Raw genomic sequence first — 19,071 nt, forward strand, 5'->3', positions numbered from 1 at the left:
TTCAACATTAATACAACATTACTGGTATTAGTCATCGTGTTCATTTAATTGGTGTAATCGTGAACGTATAACCACGCTCAAGATGTTCAAAATTTATGTGATGCTTATTGTACTTAATTCTTATCACTGTTTTACTGTCTTGGATAATAACTCGTTCGTTTCCATTGTGCTTTTCTTCAATCTTGCCACCATTTAAGTGCTTGTTCAGTAACTCTACAGGCCAATGAACAAGCTGAAAGTCAGCCATTATATACTCTGGTCGAAGATCATCTAGGGGTATATAGCGTTGTAATTGTATTTGTTGTTCTTTTATAAAATTTAATGAAAACAACGGAATGCCTTGTGGAGACATTGCAACCATCTTGATTCCTGATAGATCATACTCAGTATTTACCAATATGCTTCTATTATGGTTGTTACTTTTAAATGTGATCAGCTGCTGTTGGCTTTCTTTAAGGCTTGTTAATTGAGACATTTGTGGCATGGATAAAGACAAATTAACATCCGATGCAACACTTACTGACTGCGTATTAGTTGGTATTTTTGACGCGCAGCCAGTAATCAATATCAAGCAAAAAACAATGGCTATTCTGTACGGCATATATCTACCAATACTTTAAAGCGTCTTTCACTTTGTGCCACATAAGGATTTTCTTCATCCCATGCGTACCCAGCCAAAATAGAGCAAATCATTTCTCTTATTTTTTCATCTTGATCCTGATAGAAAATAATATCTTGAAAGCCACCTTCGTACCATGCTGTCACGAACGTCTTAAAACAATTAACACCTTTTTTTAATGGCGTTGAATAGTCAGCTTCAAAATCTACTTGCTCACCGTCCAAATACTTATCTACTAATGGCGCAATTAACGAAGCAGATTTTAACGCAATAGTCACCCCTGAAGAAAACACCGGGTCAAGAAACTCGCCTGCGTTTCCTAACAGTGCAAAGTTACCACCTTGCAAGCGCTTCACGTTGGCTGAATAGCCTTTTATTGTGCGTACAGGGTTTATCAGTGTTGCATTTGCAAGGAGTTTTTCTAAATTAGGTGATTGACGTAAAAAGGCGTTTAATAACTCATCGTTTGAGCCGTAATCGTCATTAAACTGTTCTGGCTCACCTACCACACCAACACTTGCCGTACCATCGTCAAATGGTATCAACCAATACCAAATATCAGAATGTTTTGGGTGAACGGTAATAAGTATTTTATTTCTATCGAAGCTTGGGTCATCAATATTGTCTTTAATGTGCGTAAAATAAGATTGCCTAATAGGGAAGTTTGAAGGCGTTTCTAGATCCAGTAGTCGAGGAAGAACACGACCAAAGCCACTCGCATCAAGTAAAAACTTACACTCAACTTGATAAGCTACTCCGTCTTCATTTTCCACGGTGAGTATAGGTTGTTGCACTTTTACATCAACATCATTCACCTGATGTCCATAACGTATTTCTGCTCCTGCCTTTTCTGCGCCATCCGCTAGTAATTTATCAAAATCAGCTCGCTTAACTTGAAACGTTGTGCCACGTCCTTTAGAGAATTTTTTTGTGAAATCGAACTCAGTATATGCTCCACTTTTGTAAAAAGCAGCGCCGTCTTTATATTGAAAGGCAAGTGATGCAGCGTGTTGATCAACCGTACCCTCCAAGCCCGCTTCACGTAAAAACTCCATGCACTGTGGTAATAAACTTTCACCAATAGAAAAGCGCGGAAAATGCATTTTTTCTAATATGAGTACTTTTCTTCCCTTACGCACCAACATTGCGGCAGCAACAGCGCCAGCAGGTCCAGCACCAATTACTACAACATCATATTGTTCTTTTTTCATAACCTTGCTCTTTTACTACCCTATTATACTTGCCAATACTGCCAACAATGAAAACCAAGGCTTATTTGCCTTGTTCAACCGCCAAAGGCGATAGTAAGTAAATGCCTATTACACCCAACATTACCGTCAATCCAAAACTAAAAACGGCAGGTGTCTGACTAAATATCAACATACCAAAAACTAATATTGACGAAATGGCCGATAATGTAATGGCAACAACATTCGACAGCTTTAAACGCCTAGATTGTATAAACACTAAATAGTCTATTGCTAACGCTATAATTAAAATAATACCTAGTATGTTAAATACGTTTAGATGACCTTGAATAAACAAAGATACCTGAAGTGCAGATACTATCGTAATGCCTAATATCAACACACTAATTACGCCCGCCTTCAAAGAAAACTTAATACTTAAAATGGTCAGAACCACTAAACTCGCAATGAGCGTCCACGCTAATAACTGAGTTCTAAACACCTGCATTGCTTGAGATAGCCCTTCTGACTTGTTCAGTAAGTAGCTATATTTCTGATGCTGAAGCAGTACACTCTTAACTTCCTGTACTCCAACATGATTAATCGTTAATAATGAAACGTAGCCGTTATCTTGTTGGTATAAGCGGTCTTGAATAAGCGCCTTAGCTGACGAGTTTAAAAAAGTCTCAGGTGAAAGAGGGTTAACCTGTTCAAAATGAATGTTTACGCCTAATGCCTCATTAACATCTTGAAACCTTCCCGCTTGATAAGCAGTTAACAATAACTCACTGTTTAGTTTCTGCTGTTTAAATGAAGGTAACCACTGACTTACACCTAACACTTCCGCACTATTAGCGTTTGTTTTCAAATCGTGAATAAATGCTTCTTCTCTTTGCAGTAGCGCTTCAATGGTTGATGCTTCAATGAACACACGAATACTCTGATCTTGATGCATTAACTTACGGTGTTTAACTTCAGCCTCTAATAACTGACTGCTGCTCGAGCTTAGTAACGAAATATCGTCATTAAAGGTTAATGAACTCAGTGCGTTTATGCCTGCCAGTCCCACTGTCATTACTAATAATATTATTTTCCTATTTTTGGCTAATTGGGTGGCGTAAGTCGAAAAATGTATAACATAGTCATGCACAATATTCGGAAAAGCAGGCTTATTTTCAACGCTTGATTTTTTACGTAATGGCATTGTCGCTGGTAAAAGGAATAATGTTGTTATTAGTGCTCCTATTAAACCTGCAACTACAAATACTGCAACTTGCGACATTACATCTAAAGGCGACCCAATTAATACTAAATAGCCAACTGAAGTTGTTAAAAAACCTATAATTAATGAGTTACGCACGTTCGTATTTAGCACATGTTTATTTGGATTCGGTGAAATGCGGTTTTTTAAATCTGTTAAGCCATGAAAACAATAGTCTATTGCAATGCCAATTAACGTTACGCCAAATACAAAACTAAGCACATGTGTACTGTTAAAACTCCAAACCAATGCTGTAAAACCACACAAAATAGCATTGCTGATAGTAAAAATAACCGCAAATAAAGGATAGCCAGAACGAAAAACCAATAGCACAATCAATATCATAGCGGTAACGCTGATACCGCCAAACACCGCCATCTCGTATTTTGCTTTAGTAACATTCTCCGCCGTATGAAAAGTCATCCCAGAATAAAAAATCTGAGCATTAGGAAACTTAATATTGGTCATGTTTAAAGTATCAAGCACTTCTGTAGCAAACTGATGTGCTTTATTAATTTGTGAGGCGTTTGCTGGCAAAAGCAAAAACAACAGGTATACCTGTTCGTCGCCACTGTTTGTTACAACCCAATCTCTTTCTGGCTGCATTGGTGGTAGCATTGAAATGTTATGTTCAATAAAGTCGGCTGTTAATAAACTAGGATCAGTATCAAAGGTCGCGGCCACAAAAGGGTTAGCCGCTTGAGACAGCTTTTGCATTACCAAAGGTAACAAGCTGTCATTATTGTTGAGTAACAAACGATAATTAGGTGAAAGTACTGCGGCTTGATGGTTTGCGTAAAATAACGCTAACGTATTAAGATCAAAAGCATTAGTGCGGGGTGCTATCCACTCTTTTTGTTTAAAGTGTTTAGCAAGCTCTGCGACTGCACTTTCGCCTTGCTCCCCTCGCACCGATATGATAACTCGCGACTTAGCTTGTTCAAAAAAGTACTGTTCAGCGTGATTAACTAATGCTGAATATTTTGTTTCAAGTAATAAATCTAGAATATTCGCCTGAAATTTCACCTTGCCGATCACAATGGCTAATAGTAATAATGTCGCTACAACAATAAACTGGCCAATTCCCAGCCAAAAACGATAATCCTTTAACATCACTGCTCATTAATTTTGGTTGTTTCAGAAGGAGTTAAATAACTTAGCTGTATGTCTGTTCGGTTATTATAGGGATCGGTCCAAGATAGCGTGTTTATTTGCCCTTTTCCACACAATACAAATTGAGTAATGCCTTGCTTTAAGCTCTCTATTAATGGAAGCATTACAACACAAGCATCATCCGTGTTTTTTTCATTCGTGTTTTTTCCATCCGTGTCTAACGGTGTTTTAATTTCATAAAACTCAAACTGCTTTGTTAATTTTATAAAGTTCCCTGAAATCGCATTTTGTAAAATACTCGTCATGTTAGCCGCATTTTTAACAACGGAGAGTTCACCATCTGCAACCTGTTCCCACAATTGATTATTTTTAAAAATTAATGCTGACTTAACGGGTTGTAGTGTTTTCCATGTAAAAGCAGTATCAGTTAAGTAAAACTCTCCTGAAGCAATAATGGGCTTTTTGAGAATTGGAAAATATTTGCTTTGTACAAATGTTCCGCGGCTGGCTGTTGTCGTGTTCACTAATGCCAATTTTTTACTTGCTTGTGCGGCTGAAATCGCCTGCGATTGATTAAGATCAACCACTAACGATGCTGCAACAGCAATATTGCAATTCATTACTAACAATACAATTAAAAACAAGCAGTTACGAAACGAATTAAACAGCACGCGGCTCTCCATTCATTGCTCGCTGAACTTTATCAAGTACAATTTGCGGGCTAGCAAACAGCATTTCCTTCGTTTTTTGATCAACCGCAACCTGAATCGTATATGCTTTTGTCATTACCTTGTTCGACTCAGCGTCGCTAATTATGTAATCCACTTTTAGTCGTGTTTCATATTCCTTTAAATAAGCATCAATGCGGATTTTTTGAGTAAAAACTGCCGAGCCAACATACTTAATTCGCATATCAACTATTGGCCATAAATAGCCTGACTCATTCATATCTAAGTAATCGTATTGAAATTTTCGTAATAATTCACATCGAGCAACTTCAAGATACCTAGCGTAATTACCGTGCCACACAATATTCATTGGATCACAGTCATGAAACGGTATCTCAATGATGGCACTGGCCGATAAAAGGGAATTTTTACTATTCATAAATAGTCCAACGCTTGTTTTGAATATGTGCAATAGTTTGCCTAAGTACACCCTCAAGCGGCCTATCTTCCACTAAGTCATCAAAATATCCCGTAATATCATCGTACATTTCTTGAATATTGTCTGATAACGTATCGTGGTCTAACTCATTGTTCGCGATTCTAATCCTTACGCCTTGTACTGCAGCTAACAGCGTGCTGGCTAATACTTGCTCGGTGAGTTCAAGCACTCGTAACGCATCGCGAGAGGCGATGGTTCCCATACTTACTTTGTCTTGGTTGTGACATTCTGTTGAACGAGAAAACACGCTGGCTGGCATTGTATGTTTGAGCGCTTCCGCCGTGTAAGCTGACGCACCTATTTGTACTGCTTTTAATCCATGATTAATATAGCGACGTTGATCACAACTGCTCGACAAGTTTGATGGCAACCCATTGTTATAACGAGTATCTACCAAAGATGCTATTTGACGGTCGGCTAAATCTGCTAAATTTGCCACAGCCGTTTTCATGCTATCCATAACCATAGCGATATGACCACCATAGAAGTGTCCACCGTGCAGTACATGCTCACCAATACCATCGATGATTGGATTGTCATTGGCTGAATTTAGCTCATTTTCAATGGTGGTTCTGTAGAATGGCAGGCTGTCTTGTAATACACCAATCACATGAGGTGCACACCTTACAGAATATCGGTCTTGTAATCGATCTGCATTACGCGGGTGCTCATAGTGATTCAAATCGTGACGGATCCACGATGCAACTTGCTGTTGGCCTTTATGTGGCTTTACTGAAAATAAAATTTCATCAAAGTGATGGCTATTCCCTTGTAGCGCTAAACTGGTTAACGCTGTGATTCTACTAGCAAGCTGCCCTAAATAAGCTGCACGGTCATAGGCCATACATGCCATCGCTGTCATTACTGCCGTGCCATTCATCACCGCAAGCCCTTCCTTAGGGCGAAGTGTAAGTGGCGTTAATTCAAGCTCTTGCATTACGTCAGCACTACTTCTAACTTGGTCTTTATAGTAAACATCTCGCTCACCTACCATAGCGCCAGCAACATAAGACAAAGGCGTTAAATCACCGCTCGCACCAACCGACCCCTCTTCAGGAATAACAGGAACAATATCCTTGTTTATAAAGTCAGTTAATAAGTTGAGCAATTCCCAGCTTACGCCTGAATACCCCTGCGTCAATGACGCTAAGCGTGTAGCTAAAATGGCACGACCCGCTATTGGAGAAAAGTTAGCGCCTAGACCACAACCATGAAAACGAGTTAAATGTAATGGCAGCTCTTTGACTAATTCTAACGGAATATCAACTGTTACTGAGTCACCGTAGCCAGTAGTAACACCATATATAACGCCGTCTTCTTCTAGTAACGTATCAAGAAAGTTAATCGCTGAGTCGATTTTCTCTTTAAACTCGGCGTCTTTGGTTAATTCAACCTGCGTGTTTTGTTTGGCAATGCTTACTATTGACTCAATGGTAAGCTGTTGACTACCAAATAAAACTGTTTTTTGCTGACTCACTTACTACTCCAATTACTTTCTTGAAACACGATCATCTTTGTGCCAAAAATCAAAAAAATTAAACCACTGATAGGGATACTGACTAGCATAGTAGCTTAATCGACTTGCATATTGCTCCACCACATTTTGTAACGCTTTAGCACGCTCTTTACGTGGTAATACCAACTTGTCGGCGACATGCTCAAATATCACTTTAAAACGGCCTTTATGTTTTAAACAAAACAACCAATATACCGGGCAATCTAACAAAGACGCTAAAATAAAAGGCCCCTGAGAGAACGGTGCTTCTTCGCCTAAAAAGGGAGCATAAACAACTCTTCCACCCGTTGTAATACTAGTTCTATCACCAACGATAACAACTATTTCCCCTTGGTCGACTTTATCTTTCAGCGTCATCGCTAAGCCAGGACCAATATCATTAACCTGTATTAAATTTAATGAAACCGAGGGGTTAACACTTTCCAATATTTGATTAAACTTTACCGCGTTCTGAGTAAACACAAGCACATTAAGTGTTGTTGCATAACGGCCTTGACTTAATGCTCTGCAGACTTCTAAGTTACCTAAATGAGAGCCTATAAATACAGCACCTTGCTTTTTTTCTAATAGCGATAAAAATAAATTAGAATTATTGTAGTCAATATCCGTTAACTTAATACGCCCTAACCATGCGTCAATTTTATCAAAGGCAGAATCTGCAAAACGACAAAAGTGTTTTAAGCTATCTAAATAGCTTGCTGTTTTGTTACTTCCCCGAACGCGGTTAACGGTAGACAAAAACGTGACCGATGCTTGACGAGCGGATGAACCTGTAGCATGTAAATACAGCACCACAGGAAATAAAAAAATCCATAACACCTTACGCCCTAACAAACGGTAGATTGAAAATAAAATTTTCATACCGATCACAGAGCCACGCTCTTCAAGTTTAGACCAATGTTGCTTTTGCTTTACTTCAGACATGATTTAATATTTCGCCCGATCAACATAGGAGAGCGCCACAACATGCCAAAAAACAAGCGAGTATGCATCCAAGAAATACGAACATTGTCTTCAAGCGCTTTAAAGTGTGAAATGCCGTTTTCAGGGTAAATAACTTTTGTTGAAATAAAGCGAATAGACACACCGCGCCAATATAAGCGCACAAGAACCTCTATATCAAAGTCCATGCGTTTACCTAAATTAATATCGTTAAACAATTCAACACAAGGCTTTACCGGATAGACTCTAAAACCGCACATAGTATCAGCAAGCTTAAGTGATAGCGTTTCAACCATTACCCAGAAATGCGTGATATAACGAGCCCAATAACGGTGCTTAGGCACACTTTCATCGTATACCGGCTTACCACTAATAAGCGTATTAGGATGCTTTTTGGATTCACTCAATAAACGGTGAATGTCATCTAAGCAGTGCTGGCCATCTGCATCTACCTGTATGGCATAATCAAAACCTTTTTCATGAGCATAAAATAAACCCGTTTGAACAGCACCGCCTTTGCCTTGGTTTTCTTTATGATGAATAACCGTCAAACGTTGATATTTATTCTCAAGTGAATTAAACAATTGCGTTGCTTCGTTTGAACTTGCGTCATTAACCATCACAATTGGAAAATTAAATTCAGCTAACTCATTGATCACTTGATCAATACAGTGCACATGGTTGTAATTGGGGATAATAAAACAATACGACATATTTATGCTTCTAGTACAACGCGACCTGATGCATGCACACCTTTTTCTGATTCATACTTAAAAGTAAATTTGAAATCTGACTTTCGAGTAAAAGAAAGCGTCACATTCAAACCCGGCGTAATAACTACCTGAAACTTGAGTACTTCTAAGTTTTTAACTGTTGATGCCGGCATATTTAACGACTCGATACCGTATTTTACCGCCCAATCAAGTTGAACGACGCCAGCCAAAATAGGGGCATTAGGAAAATGACCATTAAAATAGTCTAAATCTTCAGGGATCATTAACCTTAATTGAGCGTTATCACCTTCTAGTGATTTACCAATAATCTGTGGCTCAACTTTCGTTAGCTTAGTCAAACATTTTCTCCAAATCTGAATAAGGTAATTTGCCTTGACTATTGTAAGGCATTTCAGAGACATACCGCCATTTCCTTGGCAAACAAACTCTTTCAAATTTATCTAATAAATGTGCTTTAAATACATTATTGAATGCACGGGGCTCAGCTTTTTCTTTTTCAACGGTTGCATCATCTACAAGCTCAATCACCGCTGCAAGAATATTGCGCCTGCCTGTTAACTGAATAATTTTAGTCGTTTTTACCCAATCATGCTCATTGCACCAACGCTCCATTTGAGTGAGGTTGACTCTTTTCTCTTCTAATTTCACCGTTCTATCGGCTCGACCAAGCAGTACCAGTTGGTTTGAATCTGTTATTTCTCCCCTATCCTCTAAAAGCATATCGTTAATGCTAATATAGGGAGAATTTAATATTAGTTGCTGATTTTGAGCTGAAATACCTACTTCTATTCCTTTAAATAACGTCCAGTCAACTTCGGCTACGTTTGATAGCGAACGATATGCAATCCCACCTGTTTCAGTACTACCGTAAACTTGGGTTACCCCTATCGAAAGTTGATCGTAAAGCGCTAATGCAACTGGATCTGCAAGCGGGCCACCAGAAGAATAAATCTGCTGTAAACAGCCTTGATGAGTGCGCAATACATTATCTTGAGCTAAACGAGTTAAAAATGCAGGGCTAGAAATTAGTACAACTTCAGCAGCATCAATCAGGTAATTAATTGCGTGTTCAGGGTAAGTTATTGTTGGGGCAATTTTGGCTGCTACCGATAAAGGCCAAAGTAACCGAAATAAAAGTCCGTATATGTGTTGATGAGAAACTGTAGCTAAAAATAACGTATTTTGTACGGCTTCACTTTTTGACATCAAAAAAGTACTGGTTAAAGTAATGAGCTCTTTATTAAGCTCACTCCAATCTTTTTCAATTAGTTTTGACGTTCCTGTAGATCCTGACGTGGCGAATATTATTTTGCTGGACTCGGGCCAAGCAAAGTTACTATTCGGTTGCTGTAGCGGTCTATGATGGGTAACAGATTTACTATTGAAGTCATCAAAATATTGCGTTGAAGCCAGTTCAGCGTGCGATAACTCATCAAATGTACCTACCAAAAAGTCAACCTGCCCAGACAACTCTAGAATTGTTTTGGCTTGCCCGTTTGGCGGCAAAATAATAGTCACGTTAAGATGTGAAAGTGCAAATAACTTTACAGCAAATTGGTACAAGTCAGGTTCAAAAAGCAAAGCTTTAAGAGGACTGCTTAAGTGACTATGGATAATCTTGTCTTTAACTTTTTGTTGATATTGAAAAATATCATTTGCAAACGTTGAAGCTGTATAGTGCTTATCTTCGCAAATAAATAGTGGCTTATCTTCTAAAAGCAAATTGGTAAGTGCTTGGCCTAAATTAACCATGAGTTTCACTTACACCTTGTTTTGATCTAATTACGTGTTCGCTTGCAGCATTTGCATTGCGCTTACGTACAACTTGGCGCACTATCCACTCAACGCCCATCATCAGCCCCATTGCAATATAAGCAATCAAGCCATTATATAACGTCCATACTTCTAAGCTGTAATACATCGCAGTAATCGCAGCTATACCACCGTTAACGCTAAAAAATAAACACCATACTTTTGTTACTTTTTCAGTGTATTTGACCCCATTTTCATCCAAATCAGGCTCAGACAACCTAGCAAGCGTTTCAACTACAGTTGGCTTTTTAATAAGTGAATAACCAAATACCGCCAGCATAGCGCAGTTAATTAACACTGGGTAAAAGAGTATGCCTTTAGCAGACTGTTCAAAAATAGAAAATATCAAGCATGCTATCCCTACCACACTCGTTAATTTTAACCATGGTAGTTTTTTCAAAAGTGCTTTTTGACTAAATAATTTCAGTGTCACAATGATTAACATCACCAATGCAACATATACGGGTTCAAAATATTGCATGCCCGCAAAAACCATTACAGGGTACAGCAAAGTCGCGATACCCAACGAAACACCAAAAAACACTTTTAACAACTTACGTAACCTTTCAGTAAATACTTCTACGCTGCTAACTTCTCTAACTCGTTAACAACATCATTCACAGTTCTTACTTGCTTGAAGGCTTCAGGTTCGATTTTCTTACCCGTTATTTCTCGCAATTTAACAACAAGATCAACTGCATCAATACTATCTAAGTCAAGATCTTCATAGAGATTTGCTTCTAACGATAAGTCTTCAGACTCGATCTCAAAGTCATTAATTAATATGTTTGATAACGTATTGTAAATTTCGTCTCTAGTTTGCATGATGTCTTCCAAATACTACTTGTTGTTTTCTATAAATGCGGCTAACGTATTAACTGATTCAAAATGCTTTTTAGTTTCATCTGAATTTGCATCAATTTTTACGTCATATGCTTTTTTGATGGCAAGCCCTAATTCGAGGGCGTCGATACTGTCTAGCCCTAATCCGTCAATGAATAATGCTTCATCATCAGCAATATCTGCCGCTGTCACATCTTCCAGATCAAGAGTTTCGATAATTAACTGCTTAAGCTCTGCCTTCAATTCGCTCATATTTTGTCTAACTCCTCGTTAAAATAAGCTTCTAATTCGCGGGTATAGCTTCGAGATTGCTTACTAAACACCTCGCTGTTAGCTTGGATTGGCGCGGGTGTTGTTTCCGCTATTTGTAAATTAAACTCAAAACGCTTCTCTGGAATTTGATACCACTTTTCCATTTTAGTCAGCGTTGTTGGGTGCACTTTTATCAGTAAAGAAGTCAGTTTAGCGTTACACCTTAAGGCAATATTGGCCGCGCCACGTTGAAAACGCATTTCTTCACCTGGGGTTGTTCTTGTACCTTCAGGGAAAATAATTAAGTTATTGCCAGCTTCAAGGGATGCCTTACAGTCAGCCAACAACCCTTCTGGATCTGCATTACTGATATAACCTGTATTTTTGATCACACCACGCATAAATGGGTTCTTAAATAAGTGCGCTTTAACCACACAATCCGCATTAGGAATGATGGAAATCAGCACGACAACATCTATTAACGATGGATGATTTGCCATAACTAAATGGCCATCGAGTTGTTGCAAATATTCTTTTCTTTCAATAATAAAGTTAGATACGCCAGTTAGTTGCATTAACCCTATGAAGAATTTAAACGAATAATGCACGGTTTTACGCGCTAACGCCTTTCGGTCATGGTCATGACGACACAGCAAGCGCTGAACCGGAAAAACAAATAGCGTCAAAAATAAACCACCTATCCCGAAAACACTAAAACACAGTCCTGTTGCGAATACTCGCCAAACATAATTTATCTTTTGCATCATTTACTTAACTTCCATGTTGTTTTGTGTGTATGTATTTCCAATTCACCTTGTTCAGCTTCCAACCAATTTAAAAACTGTAACGATTGAGGTAATGAATTTCCGTTGTCAGGCTCTGGTAATGCCACTGATTCATTAAATTTACCAGTCAATTTTTCTAATTTTATCGAAGCATCGCAATGTTGTGATAACCGCATTTTAAATGCTATCGCGTGATCTATTTGTAATTCGTCTGCGTAATCCGTATAGACCTCAGGCAGCACTTGGTCACAGTGAACAAATAAAATTTCGTTAATATTGTTTGCTTTAAGTCGTGCATATGCGTCAACAATCGCCATAAAGAATGAGTTACTACCAGCAGAAATGGTACTTGACGCATTCGTGTTGTTTGTCAGAATCGTAAATAAACCTGCTACAGCATTATGGACAGATAAGCTAAATGCGGTCGGTGACGGACTTAGCTCATTGGCAATATCATCTAGTATTGCAGACGTTTTATGAAGATCACCATGACGAGAAGAAAAAATGGTGTCTAACGTTTTATTTGCGTCTTCATCCATGACTGACTTATGCGCACAAAACAATGCCATTTTGGCAAATGAGCTGAGCCTACGTCTTTGCATAGGCGCAACCCAATCTAATTTTGGTAGTGTATTTTTATCAAATTGTGTTGTATCAGTTCCGCAACCTTGTTCTTGGTTAAGTTTATCTGCTCTTAAATAAACAAGGTTCTCGATCGAAAAACAAATTTCCATTTACTACACTACTCACTCAAACGAATCACTAAAACTAAAAATTTAACTTAACTGCACAGACTTGTTTCATCCAAAGTAGACTGCAAAGCTTTATTTTTATTCTTAATTAGCGAATGCGTGGCAGAACGGACACTATCAAAATTCGTACAACTAAATTCAGGGCGCGTATTAAACTAAAATTTGAGCAAAAACTCAATATATAAAGCAAAAAAAGTTGATTGTTTTTTAACCTAAAATACTTCCCTTGCCTTCTCGCGATTCACCATTAGAGTATGTATTTACAGTAATTTGACTGTTTAGTTTACTTGCTTTTTGAGTAGTATTAGATTGAGGCAATAACGTTATAATAAAGCCCAGTAAAACCATTGAAAAAGTAGAAATACACTCCATTTATAACCGATAATAGATTTTTTAAACCTAACGAATTCTGGTCAACTAACCAAATAATAACTAATAGGCAGCATTTTCATGGCTCAGTTTATTTATACTATGTCTCGGGTGAGCAAAGTTGTTCCACCTAAGAGAACCATTCTTAAAGACATTTCTCTTTCATTTTTTCCTGGCGCTAAAATTGGCGTATTAGGTTTAAATGGCGCGGGTAAGTCTACACTTCTTCGCATTATGGCAGGAATTGATACTGATATAGAGGGTGAGGCACGCCCTATGCCAGGTATTAAAATTGGCTACCTTCCTCAAGAACCTAAACTCGATAATAGTAAAACAGTGCGTGAAACGGTTGAAGAAGCGGTTTCCGATGTAAAGCATGCGCTTACTCGCCTTGATGAAGTATATGCAGCTTATGCTGATGAAAATGCCGATTTTGACGCTCTTTCTAAAGAACAGGGTGAATTAGAAGCGATTATTCAAGCTAAAGATGGTCATAACCTAGATAATGCCCTAGAACGTGCAGCCGACGCACTAAGACTGCCTGCTTGGGAAGAAAAAATAGAACATTTATCTGGTGGTGAGCGTCGTCGTGTTGCGATTTGTCGCTTATTATTAGAAAAGCCTGACATGCTGCTACTTGATGAACCAACAAACCATTTAGATGCTGAGTCAGTAGCATGGTTAGAGCGCTTCCTTCACGACTACGAAGGCACCGTTGTGGCCATTACCCACGATAGATATTTCTTAGATAATGTTGCAGGCTGGATCTTAGAGCTTGACCGAGGCCATGGTATTCCATGGGAAGGTAATTACTCTTCATGGTTAGAACAAAAAGAAGCCCGTTTAGAGCAAGAAGAGAAGTCAGAAAAAGCCTTACAACGCTCAATTAAACAAGAATTAGAGTGGGTACGTACTAACCCTAAAGGCCGCCAAGCTAAAAGTAAAGCCCGTATGGCTCGCTTTGAAGAGCTGCAAAATAGTGACTATCAAAAACGCAATGAAACCAATGAGTTATTCATTCCACCAGGGCCTCGTTTAGGTGATAGAGTGGTTGAAGTTAATGAAATCTCAAAAGCATTCGGTGAGCGTGTATTAATTGACAATTTAAGTTTTTCAGTACCAAAAGGCGCAATTGTAGGTATTATCGGCCCTAATGGTGCAGGTAAATCGACACTATTTAAAATGATGTCTGGCCAAGAATCTCCTGACTCAGGCAATGTTGAGCTAGGCGAAACAGTTGAACTTGCCAGTGTTGATCAATTTAGAGACAGCATGGACGACAACAACACGGTTTTCCAAGAAATCTCTGAAGGCTCTGATATTCTTTCGATTGGCAACTTTGAAATTCCTAGCCGAGCGTATGTAAGTCGTTTTAACTTCAAAGGCACAGATCAACAAAAGCGCATTGGTGAGTTATCAGGGGGTGAACGTAACCGTGTTCATCTGGCTAAATTATTAAAAGCCGGTGGTAACTTAATTCTTCTCGATGAGCCAACCAATGACTTAGACGTTGAGACATTGCGCGCCCTTGAAAATGCACTGCTTGAATTCCCGGGTTCTGCAATGGTAATTTCGCATGACCGTTGGTTCTTAGACAGAATTGCAACGCATATTCTAGATTATCGTGATGAAGGGCAAATAAACTTCTTCGAGGGTAACTATTCAGATTATGAAGAGTGGTTAAAGAAAACATTTGGTGCTGCGGCAGCGGAACCACACCGCATAAAATACAAGCGTATTGTTAAATAACCATGTAATGAATAAAAAGGCGGTGAACATCACTGCCTTTTTTATTTTTACCAACTATTATAAGTACATCAGGTGTCATTTATAAAAATAAATAAGGTTAAACAATGGAAAACAAGCGACATTTCACACGAGTAGTTTTTTCAACGCCAGCTAAGCTAAAAGGTGATAGTGAAGCTTGGGATACCAGCTTAATTGATTTATGCTTCCAAGGTGCACTCATTGCCAAACCTGATGATTGGTCGTCAGAATATGAACACAAAAAGTATCAGCTCACTTTTAAACTGGCAGGCTCTGATATTGATATCTCTATGTATACCAAGTTAGCGCATATAGAAGATGAGCATTTAGGTTTAGCGTGCGAACTGATGGATATAGACAGCGCAACCCACTTAAGAAAGCTCATTGCATTAAACAGCGGTGATGAAGATATGCTACATCGTGAACTGGCTCATCTTGCTCACCCAGAATAATTAATACCCTAACCAAACTTATAACGCAATATTCAGCTCTTTATTGCGTTTCCCCAAGGAGAAGGTGTAGCAAATGTATCAATATACAAACTTTCTACTTTGTCTCTTGCCCATTGTGTTTTACGCAAAAACTTTAGCGATGATTTAATTGATGGGTCACTTTTAAAACAGTTGATATTAATACGCTGTGCTAAACCGTCCCAACCGTAATATTCAACTAATTGGGTAACCACTTTCTCTAATGTAACCCCATGTAATGGATTATTGGCTTGTGTTCCAGCCATTCCGTACTCCTCTTTGACCGCTAATAATGTAGTCGCTAAATTCTATCTCTATAGCTAACTATTTGCATGCGTATTTGAATATATTTAATCAGCTGTTATGCTCTGACTTGTTAGTTTATGGTTAAAGTTAAGGTTAAGGTTAAGGTTAAGGCAAAAATGAAATTCTTAGGAAGCTGTCACTGTCAGGCTGTCAAATTCGAAATCGAGGCACCAAATACCGTAGAGGTTGAAGATTGTAACTGTTCAATTTGCAACAAGGCTGGATACCTTCACCTCATCCTTCCCTTATCAAAATTTAATTTGTTACAGGGACGAGAAAGTCTAAGCACTTATACCTTTAATAGCGGAATTGCAAAACATACATTTTGTAAAGTCTGTGGAATAAAGCCATTCTACACACCGAGATCGAACCCAGATGGTATTGATATAAACGTACGTTGTTTAGATACCAAGCCAGCTAACATTAAAATTGTGAAGTTTGACGGTCAACATTGGGAGGCCAATGCGCAAGCATTGGCACATAAGAGTAAAGAACAAGGCTAGCTGTTCTTATTCAATTTATTAAAAGCCTTGGCCGCATTATTAACGCTTAATCAGCGGCATTAACGGATTAATCGCGAGCGGCTTCCTGAATTTCTTCTCCTGCACTCTCAACATCTTTACCTACACCTTCCATTGTTGCGCAGCCAGAAAAAACCATTAGCACAGCTGAAACTAACACCAGCCGAAACACTAGCATATTATTTTTCAATTTTTGCATGATACGTCTCTCTTCTAAATTAAAAGTAATAGTACTGAAAACCTTACTCATTTTGTTATTAAGTGCTTTCATCAGCATCAGCAGCCCAAACCACTATTTTGCTAACGTTATACAGTATAGCTGGGAATTAATAAGTCGCTATTTTAAAAATAATTAATGATTTGAAAGAATTAAGGCTACATGTGAAGACTATTACTAATAAATAGTGGTGTATACATGATTGATTATTTCATCATTCCAAGAACGAAATATAGAAATTAAGCTGAAGCACAATACCAAAGTGGGCGGAACTTAACTTGTCCTCAACATAACCTGCTACACACGTTATAAACTATCAATTGCACGAGATTTCATTGAGTATTTGGTTTATATTCGTAAATGAACCAAAAAGATCAGTGTTTACCGAATTAAAAGTAACATCCCTTCAACTTTATTAGCTATAGCCCTCATCACAATAATTTATAATTGTAGGCGCTTTAACGTCCACATAAGAAAACCATAAGAAAGTATTTGAACAAAAAACAGTAAATTTATAAAGTCATTTACAGTGGTTATATTACAAATAGCTTTCTCAAGTTGAGCGTGTTCTAAACCATTTAGTCACAACATATTTATCGCCACTAATTACTGGCATTGCATGATGTAAAGTGGCAGGGTTGCACGCTCCCTCGGGAAGTAAATTATTCCATATTAATGCCATTCCTTTTTTCGGTTTTATTGTTACACCTAAATTCGGAAAGTATGTTTCTCCACCTTTAATTGTCGTATTTAGATAAACCATAAAACTCCATGCCCTCTGTCCCATGGCGCTTGCATGCTTCTGATACTCAAGAGTGCCTGGCTCAAAATAATCAGTATGAGCTTTAAATTCTTGCCCAACATTATACTTTTGCCCTTGTATACTTTCTGAATTATTTACGGAAATACCAAGTTGCGCTGAAATACGCTGATCTAAATCATCTATGAATGGCTGTTGTTGATCACCCAAGTCACATGTAAAACTAGTACGAAATTTATCATCGCCATTAGAAACTGTAACTTTAGACGGATAAAGCGTGTTTTGCATTACTTTGATAATACGTTTACACTCATCACTAGATTAAAAAATTTTCAAGTGTATATATTTGTGCTTTATCAGTTTTTATTTGTTCAGCCTTAGAGTTATGCACAATGTCAGCATTCGAAATCTTTTTAAAATCTATGTATGCTGGGTACATGCATCCCATCTCAGACTTTATGATTTGTAAACCAAAGCCATTCCCGCATAGGATCTGAACCAACTCTTCATTGCAACATCCTCGGCGTAAATTTTGCTGCAACCAAGCACTCCACTTTTCAGGTAACTTTTCTTTCTTCATATTATTTTATTCTGCTAACTACAGAGAATATTAAAGCCAAAGTCATCTTTGTATCAATCAAAAATGTAACGCTCAAATAAACTTGAGGACTTCTTTAGGTACTGACAAACTCACCGTCAGTGACTTTTGTCCTACTCGGTCGTGTTCATGACGAATGCTATTTGCCCAGTTAATGCCACTCCAAGCTTAGTTAGCTTTTCCTGTGGTATCGGCAAACAGGCAACCGTGGTATTCCTGCCACGCGTTGCATCTGAGTGAGTCGAATACGTTTGGCGCACCGTATCTAAATACCCTATTGCGGTATAGCTAAGTTGCTGTGCCGTTAACCCTTTATCATTGATGATAAAATTGGCACGCCCTGCTGTGTCATACTCAAAGTATTGGCCATGTTGGCTGATACCTATCGTGCCATCTTCTCCCCTATTATCGTCATCAATCACAACAGCCGTGAGCGATATTATTAACCGCTCACCTTGTTGTGATTACATACCTAGTCATTCAATATGTCGGAAGGCGCCTCTGGCTTTTCCAACCTACAGCAAGTGTAAGTCGGTTAAGCGCAGCGACACCCGACAAATTAATCCGACGTACGGCCGTAATTAAACATGATAAGTAAGTTAAAAAAGTGCAGCTACGCGATAACCATCTAAATTATTATCACGTAGGCAGTGGCTATATTTATCATCACTATCCAATCTTTTAGCGTTTTTAAATATGTTACCGAAGAACTCATACTTAAGAGGATCTTCGAATTTGATATTTAAAGAGCTAATACGACTTTCAAATTCTTCTTTGGATAAAAAGCTAGTAACCTTGGTTTCGTCCAACTTCAAAATAAAGTAAGTTGGTTGATCTATCAAAGCTCTCACCAATCCCCCACGGCACTCAATATCATGGGCTGGCAACCTAATGCCAATCAAATATCCATTATCGAGTCGTGTATCCAAAATTTTATGCTCTACTACAACCTTGCCATGACGTGTAATTCTATCATTTACTTCAAAGTCATACCCCAGCCCAAACCGAAGATCTTCCTCATAAACTAAAAAGGCTGTAAAAAACAAAAACATAATAATAAATAACTTCTTCATTGCTTGG

General features: G+C 38.3%; 24 protein-coding genes. 3 read left to right on the top strand and 21 right to left on the bottom strand.

Translation table 11 applies throughout. The features are described 5' to 3' along the window. Positions 1-40: 40 nt before the first annotated feature. The 15 genes from HUU81_RS11075 to HUU81_RS11145 all read right to left on the bottom strand — a co-directional run bounded on the left by HUU81_RS11075 (position 41) and on the right by HUU81_RS11145 (position 12,965). Entirely contained in the window at positions 41-601 is a 561-nt protein-coding gene (locus HUU81_RS11075; protein ID WP_199609011.1) for a DUF3261 domain-containing protein, read from the bottom strand. Beyond that, positions 586-1,830 (bottom strand): NAD(P)/FAD-dependent oxidoreductase, encoded by a 1,245-nt coding sequence (locus HUU81_RS11080; RefSeq protein ID WP_199609012.1) that lies wholly within the window; start codon positions 1,828-1,830, stop codon positions 586-588. Before HUU81_RS11080 ends, HUU81_RS11075 begins: the two co-directional genes overlap by 16 nt. 61 nt (positions 1,831-1,891) lie before the next feature. Beyond that, positions 1,892-4,180, bottom strand: coding sequence for an MMPL family transporter (locus tag HUU81_RS11085; protein WP_199609013.1), 2,289 nt, complete (start codon positions 4,178-4,180; stop codon positions 1,892-1,894). Continuing rightward, on the bottom strand, positions 4,180-4,800 hold the full coding sequence (locus HUU81_RS11090; protein ID WP_199609014.1) for a LolA family protein: 621 nt from the start codon (positions 4,798-4,800) through the stop codon (positions 4,180-4,182). The genes HUU81_RS11085 and HUU81_RS11090 overlap by 1 nt, the downstream gene beginning before the upstream one ends. 40 nt (positions 4,801-4,840) lie before the next feature. Then, positions 4,841-5,287, bottom strand: coding sequence for an acyl-CoA thioesterase (locus HUU81_RS11095; protein WP_199609015.1), 447 nt, complete (start codon positions 5,285-5,287; stop codon positions 4,841-4,843). Then, positions 5,280-6,824, bottom strand: a complete 1,545-nt coding sequence (locus tag HUU81_RS11100; RefSeq protein WP_199609016.1) for an HAL/PAL/TAL family ammonia-lyase — start codon at positions 6,822-6,824, stop codon at positions 5,280-5,282. The genes HUU81_RS11095 and HUU81_RS11100 overlap by 8 nt, the downstream gene beginning before the upstream one ends. A gap of 12 nt (positions 6,825-6,836) precedes the next feature. Further along, positions 6,837-7,787, bottom strand: a complete 951-nt coding sequence (locus HUU81_RS11105; RefSeq protein ID WP_199609017.1) for an LpxL/LpxP family acyltransferase — start codon at positions 7,785-7,787, stop codon at positions 6,837-6,839. After that, complete coding sequence (locus HUU81_RS11110; RefSeq protein ID WP_199609018.1) at positions 7,775-8,518, bottom strand: glycosyltransferase family 2 protein; 744 nt, start codon at positions 8,516-8,518, stop codon at positions 7,775-7,777. The genes HUU81_RS11105 and HUU81_RS11110 overlap by 13 nt, the downstream gene beginning before the upstream one ends. A gap of 2 nt (positions 8,519-8,520) precedes the next feature. Further along, the gene (locus HUU81_RS11115) at positions 8,521-8,877 is read right to left on the bottom strand and encodes an ApeI family dehydratase (protein ID WP_233520484.1); all 357 of its coding nucleotides are present in this window, start codon (positions 8,875-8,877) and stop codon (positions 8,521-8,523) included. Beyond that, complete coding sequence (locus tag HUU81_RS11120) at positions 8,870-10,291, bottom strand: AMP-binding protein (protein ID WP_199609019.1); 1,422 nt, start codon at positions 10,289-10,291, stop codon at positions 8,870-8,872. The genes HUU81_RS11115 and HUU81_RS11120 overlap by 8 nt, the downstream gene beginning before the upstream one ends. Then, positions 10,284-10,895 carry a COG4648 family protein gene (locus HUU81_RS11125; RefSeq protein WP_233520619.1) on the bottom strand — a complete coding sequence of 204 codons (612 nt, stop codon included), beginning with the start codon at positions 10,893-10,895 and terminating at the stop codon, positions 10,284-10,286. The genes HUU81_RS11120 and HUU81_RS11125 overlap by 8 nt, the downstream gene beginning before the upstream one ends. A gap of 35 nt (positions 10,896-10,930) precedes the next feature. Next, positions 10,931-11,176: an acyl carrier protein gene (locus tag HUU81_RS11130; protein WP_199609021.1), complete on the bottom strand. Its 246-nt coding sequence runs from the start codon at positions 11,174-11,176 to the stop codon at positions 10,931-10,933. A 15-nt stretch (positions 11,177-11,191) separates the two neighbouring features. Then, on the bottom strand, positions 11,192-11,446 hold the full coding sequence (locus HUU81_RS11135; RefSeq protein ID WP_199609022.1) for a phosphopantetheine-binding protein: 255 nt from the start codon (positions 11,444-11,446) through the stop codon (positions 11,192-11,194). Further along, positions 11,443-12,213, bottom strand: a complete 771-nt coding sequence (locus tag HUU81_RS11140; RefSeq protein ID WP_199609023.1) for a lysophospholipid acyltransferase family protein — start codon at positions 12,211-12,213, stop codon at positions 11,443-11,445. Before HUU81_RS11140 ends, HUU81_RS11135 begins: the two co-directional genes overlap by 4 nt. Beyond that, positions 12,210-12,965, bottom strand: coding sequence for a beta-ketoacyl synthase chain length factor (locus HUU81_RS11145; protein ID WP_199609024.1), 756 nt, complete (start codon positions 12,963-12,965; stop codon positions 12,210-12,212). Before HUU81_RS11145 ends, HUU81_RS11140 begins: the two co-directional genes overlap by 4 nt. 468 nt (positions 12,966-13,433) lie before the next feature. Here HUU81_RS11145 and ettA point away from each other — a divergent pair, with 468 nt between their 5' ends. Next, the gene (gene ettA, locus HUU81_RS11150) at positions 13,434-15,101 is read left to right on the top strand and encodes an energy-dependent translational throttle protein EttA (RefSeq protein ID WP_199609025.1); all 1,668 of its coding nucleotides are present in this window, start codon (positions 13,434-13,436) and stop codon (positions 15,099-15,101) included. 104 nt (positions 15,102-15,205) lie between these two features. After that, positions 15,206-15,571 carry a PilZ domain-containing protein gene (locus HUU81_RS11155; RefSeq protein ID WP_199609026.1) on the top strand — a complete coding sequence of 122 codons (366 nt, stop codon included), beginning with the start codon at positions 15,206-15,208 and terminating at the stop codon, positions 15,569-15,571. A 32-nt stretch (positions 15,572-15,603) separates the two neighbouring features. On the opposite strand, the gene HUU81_RS11160 is transcribed toward HUU81_RS11155, so the two are convergent. Then, positions 15,604-15,855 carry a VF530 family protein gene (locus tag HUU81_RS11160; protein ID WP_199609027.1) on the bottom strand — a complete coding sequence of 84 codons (252 nt, stop codon included), beginning with the start codon at positions 15,853-15,855 and terminating at the stop codon, positions 15,604-15,606. Between the two features lie 156 nt (positions 15,856-16,011). Here HUU81_RS11160 and HUU81_RS11165 point away from each other — a divergent pair, with 156 nt between their 5' ends. Continuing rightward, positions 16,012-16,398 carry a GFA family protein gene (locus HUU81_RS11165; protein WP_199609028.1) on the top strand — a complete coding sequence of 129 codons (387 nt, stop codon included), beginning with the start codon at positions 16,012-16,014 and terminating at the stop codon, positions 16,396-16,398. A gap of 67 nt (positions 16,399-16,465) precedes the next feature. Here the strand turns inward: HUU81_RS11165 and HUU81_RS11170 are convergent, their stop codons facing one another. From HUU81_RS11170 to HUU81_RS11190, 5 genes are all read right to left on the bottom strand, one after another. Beyond that, the gene (locus HUU81_RS11170; protein WP_199609029.1) at positions 16,466-16,615 is read right to left on the bottom strand and encodes an entericidin A/B family lipoprotein; all 150 of its coding nucleotides are present in this window, start codon (positions 16,613-16,615) and stop codon (positions 16,466-16,468) included. A gap of 571 nt (positions 16,616-17,186) precedes the next feature. After that, complete coding sequence (locus HUU81_RS11175) at positions 17,187-17,681, bottom strand: prolyl hydroxylase family protein (RefSeq protein WP_199609030.1); 495 nt, start codon at positions 17,679-17,681, stop codon at positions 17,187-17,189. 28 nt (positions 17,682-17,709) lie between these two features. Continuing rightward, the gene (locus HUU81_RS11180; RefSeq protein WP_199609031.1) at positions 17,710-17,973 is read right to left on the bottom strand and encodes a hypothetical protein; all 264 of its coding nucleotides are present in this window, start codon (positions 17,971-17,973) and stop codon (positions 17,710-17,712) included. Between the two features lie 131 nt (positions 17,974-18,104). Then, positions 18,105-18,413: a hypothetical protein gene (locus HUU81_RS11185; RefSeq protein ID WP_199609032.1), complete on the bottom strand. Its 309-nt coding sequence runs from the start codon at positions 18,411-18,413 to the stop codon at positions 18,105-18,107. A gap of 177 nt (positions 18,414-18,590) precedes the next feature. Then, complete coding sequence (locus tag HUU81_RS11190; protein ID WP_199609033.1) at positions 18,591-19,064, bottom strand: hypothetical protein; 474 nt, start codon at positions 19,062-19,064, stop codon at positions 18,591-18,593. Positions 19,065-19,071: the final 7 nt, after the last annotated feature.

The organism is Flocculibacter collagenilyticus (genome assembly GCF_016469335.1).
GTDB lineage: Bacteria > Pseudomonadota > Gammaproteobacteria > Enterobacterales > Alteromonadaceae > Flocculibacter > Flocculibacter collagenilyticus.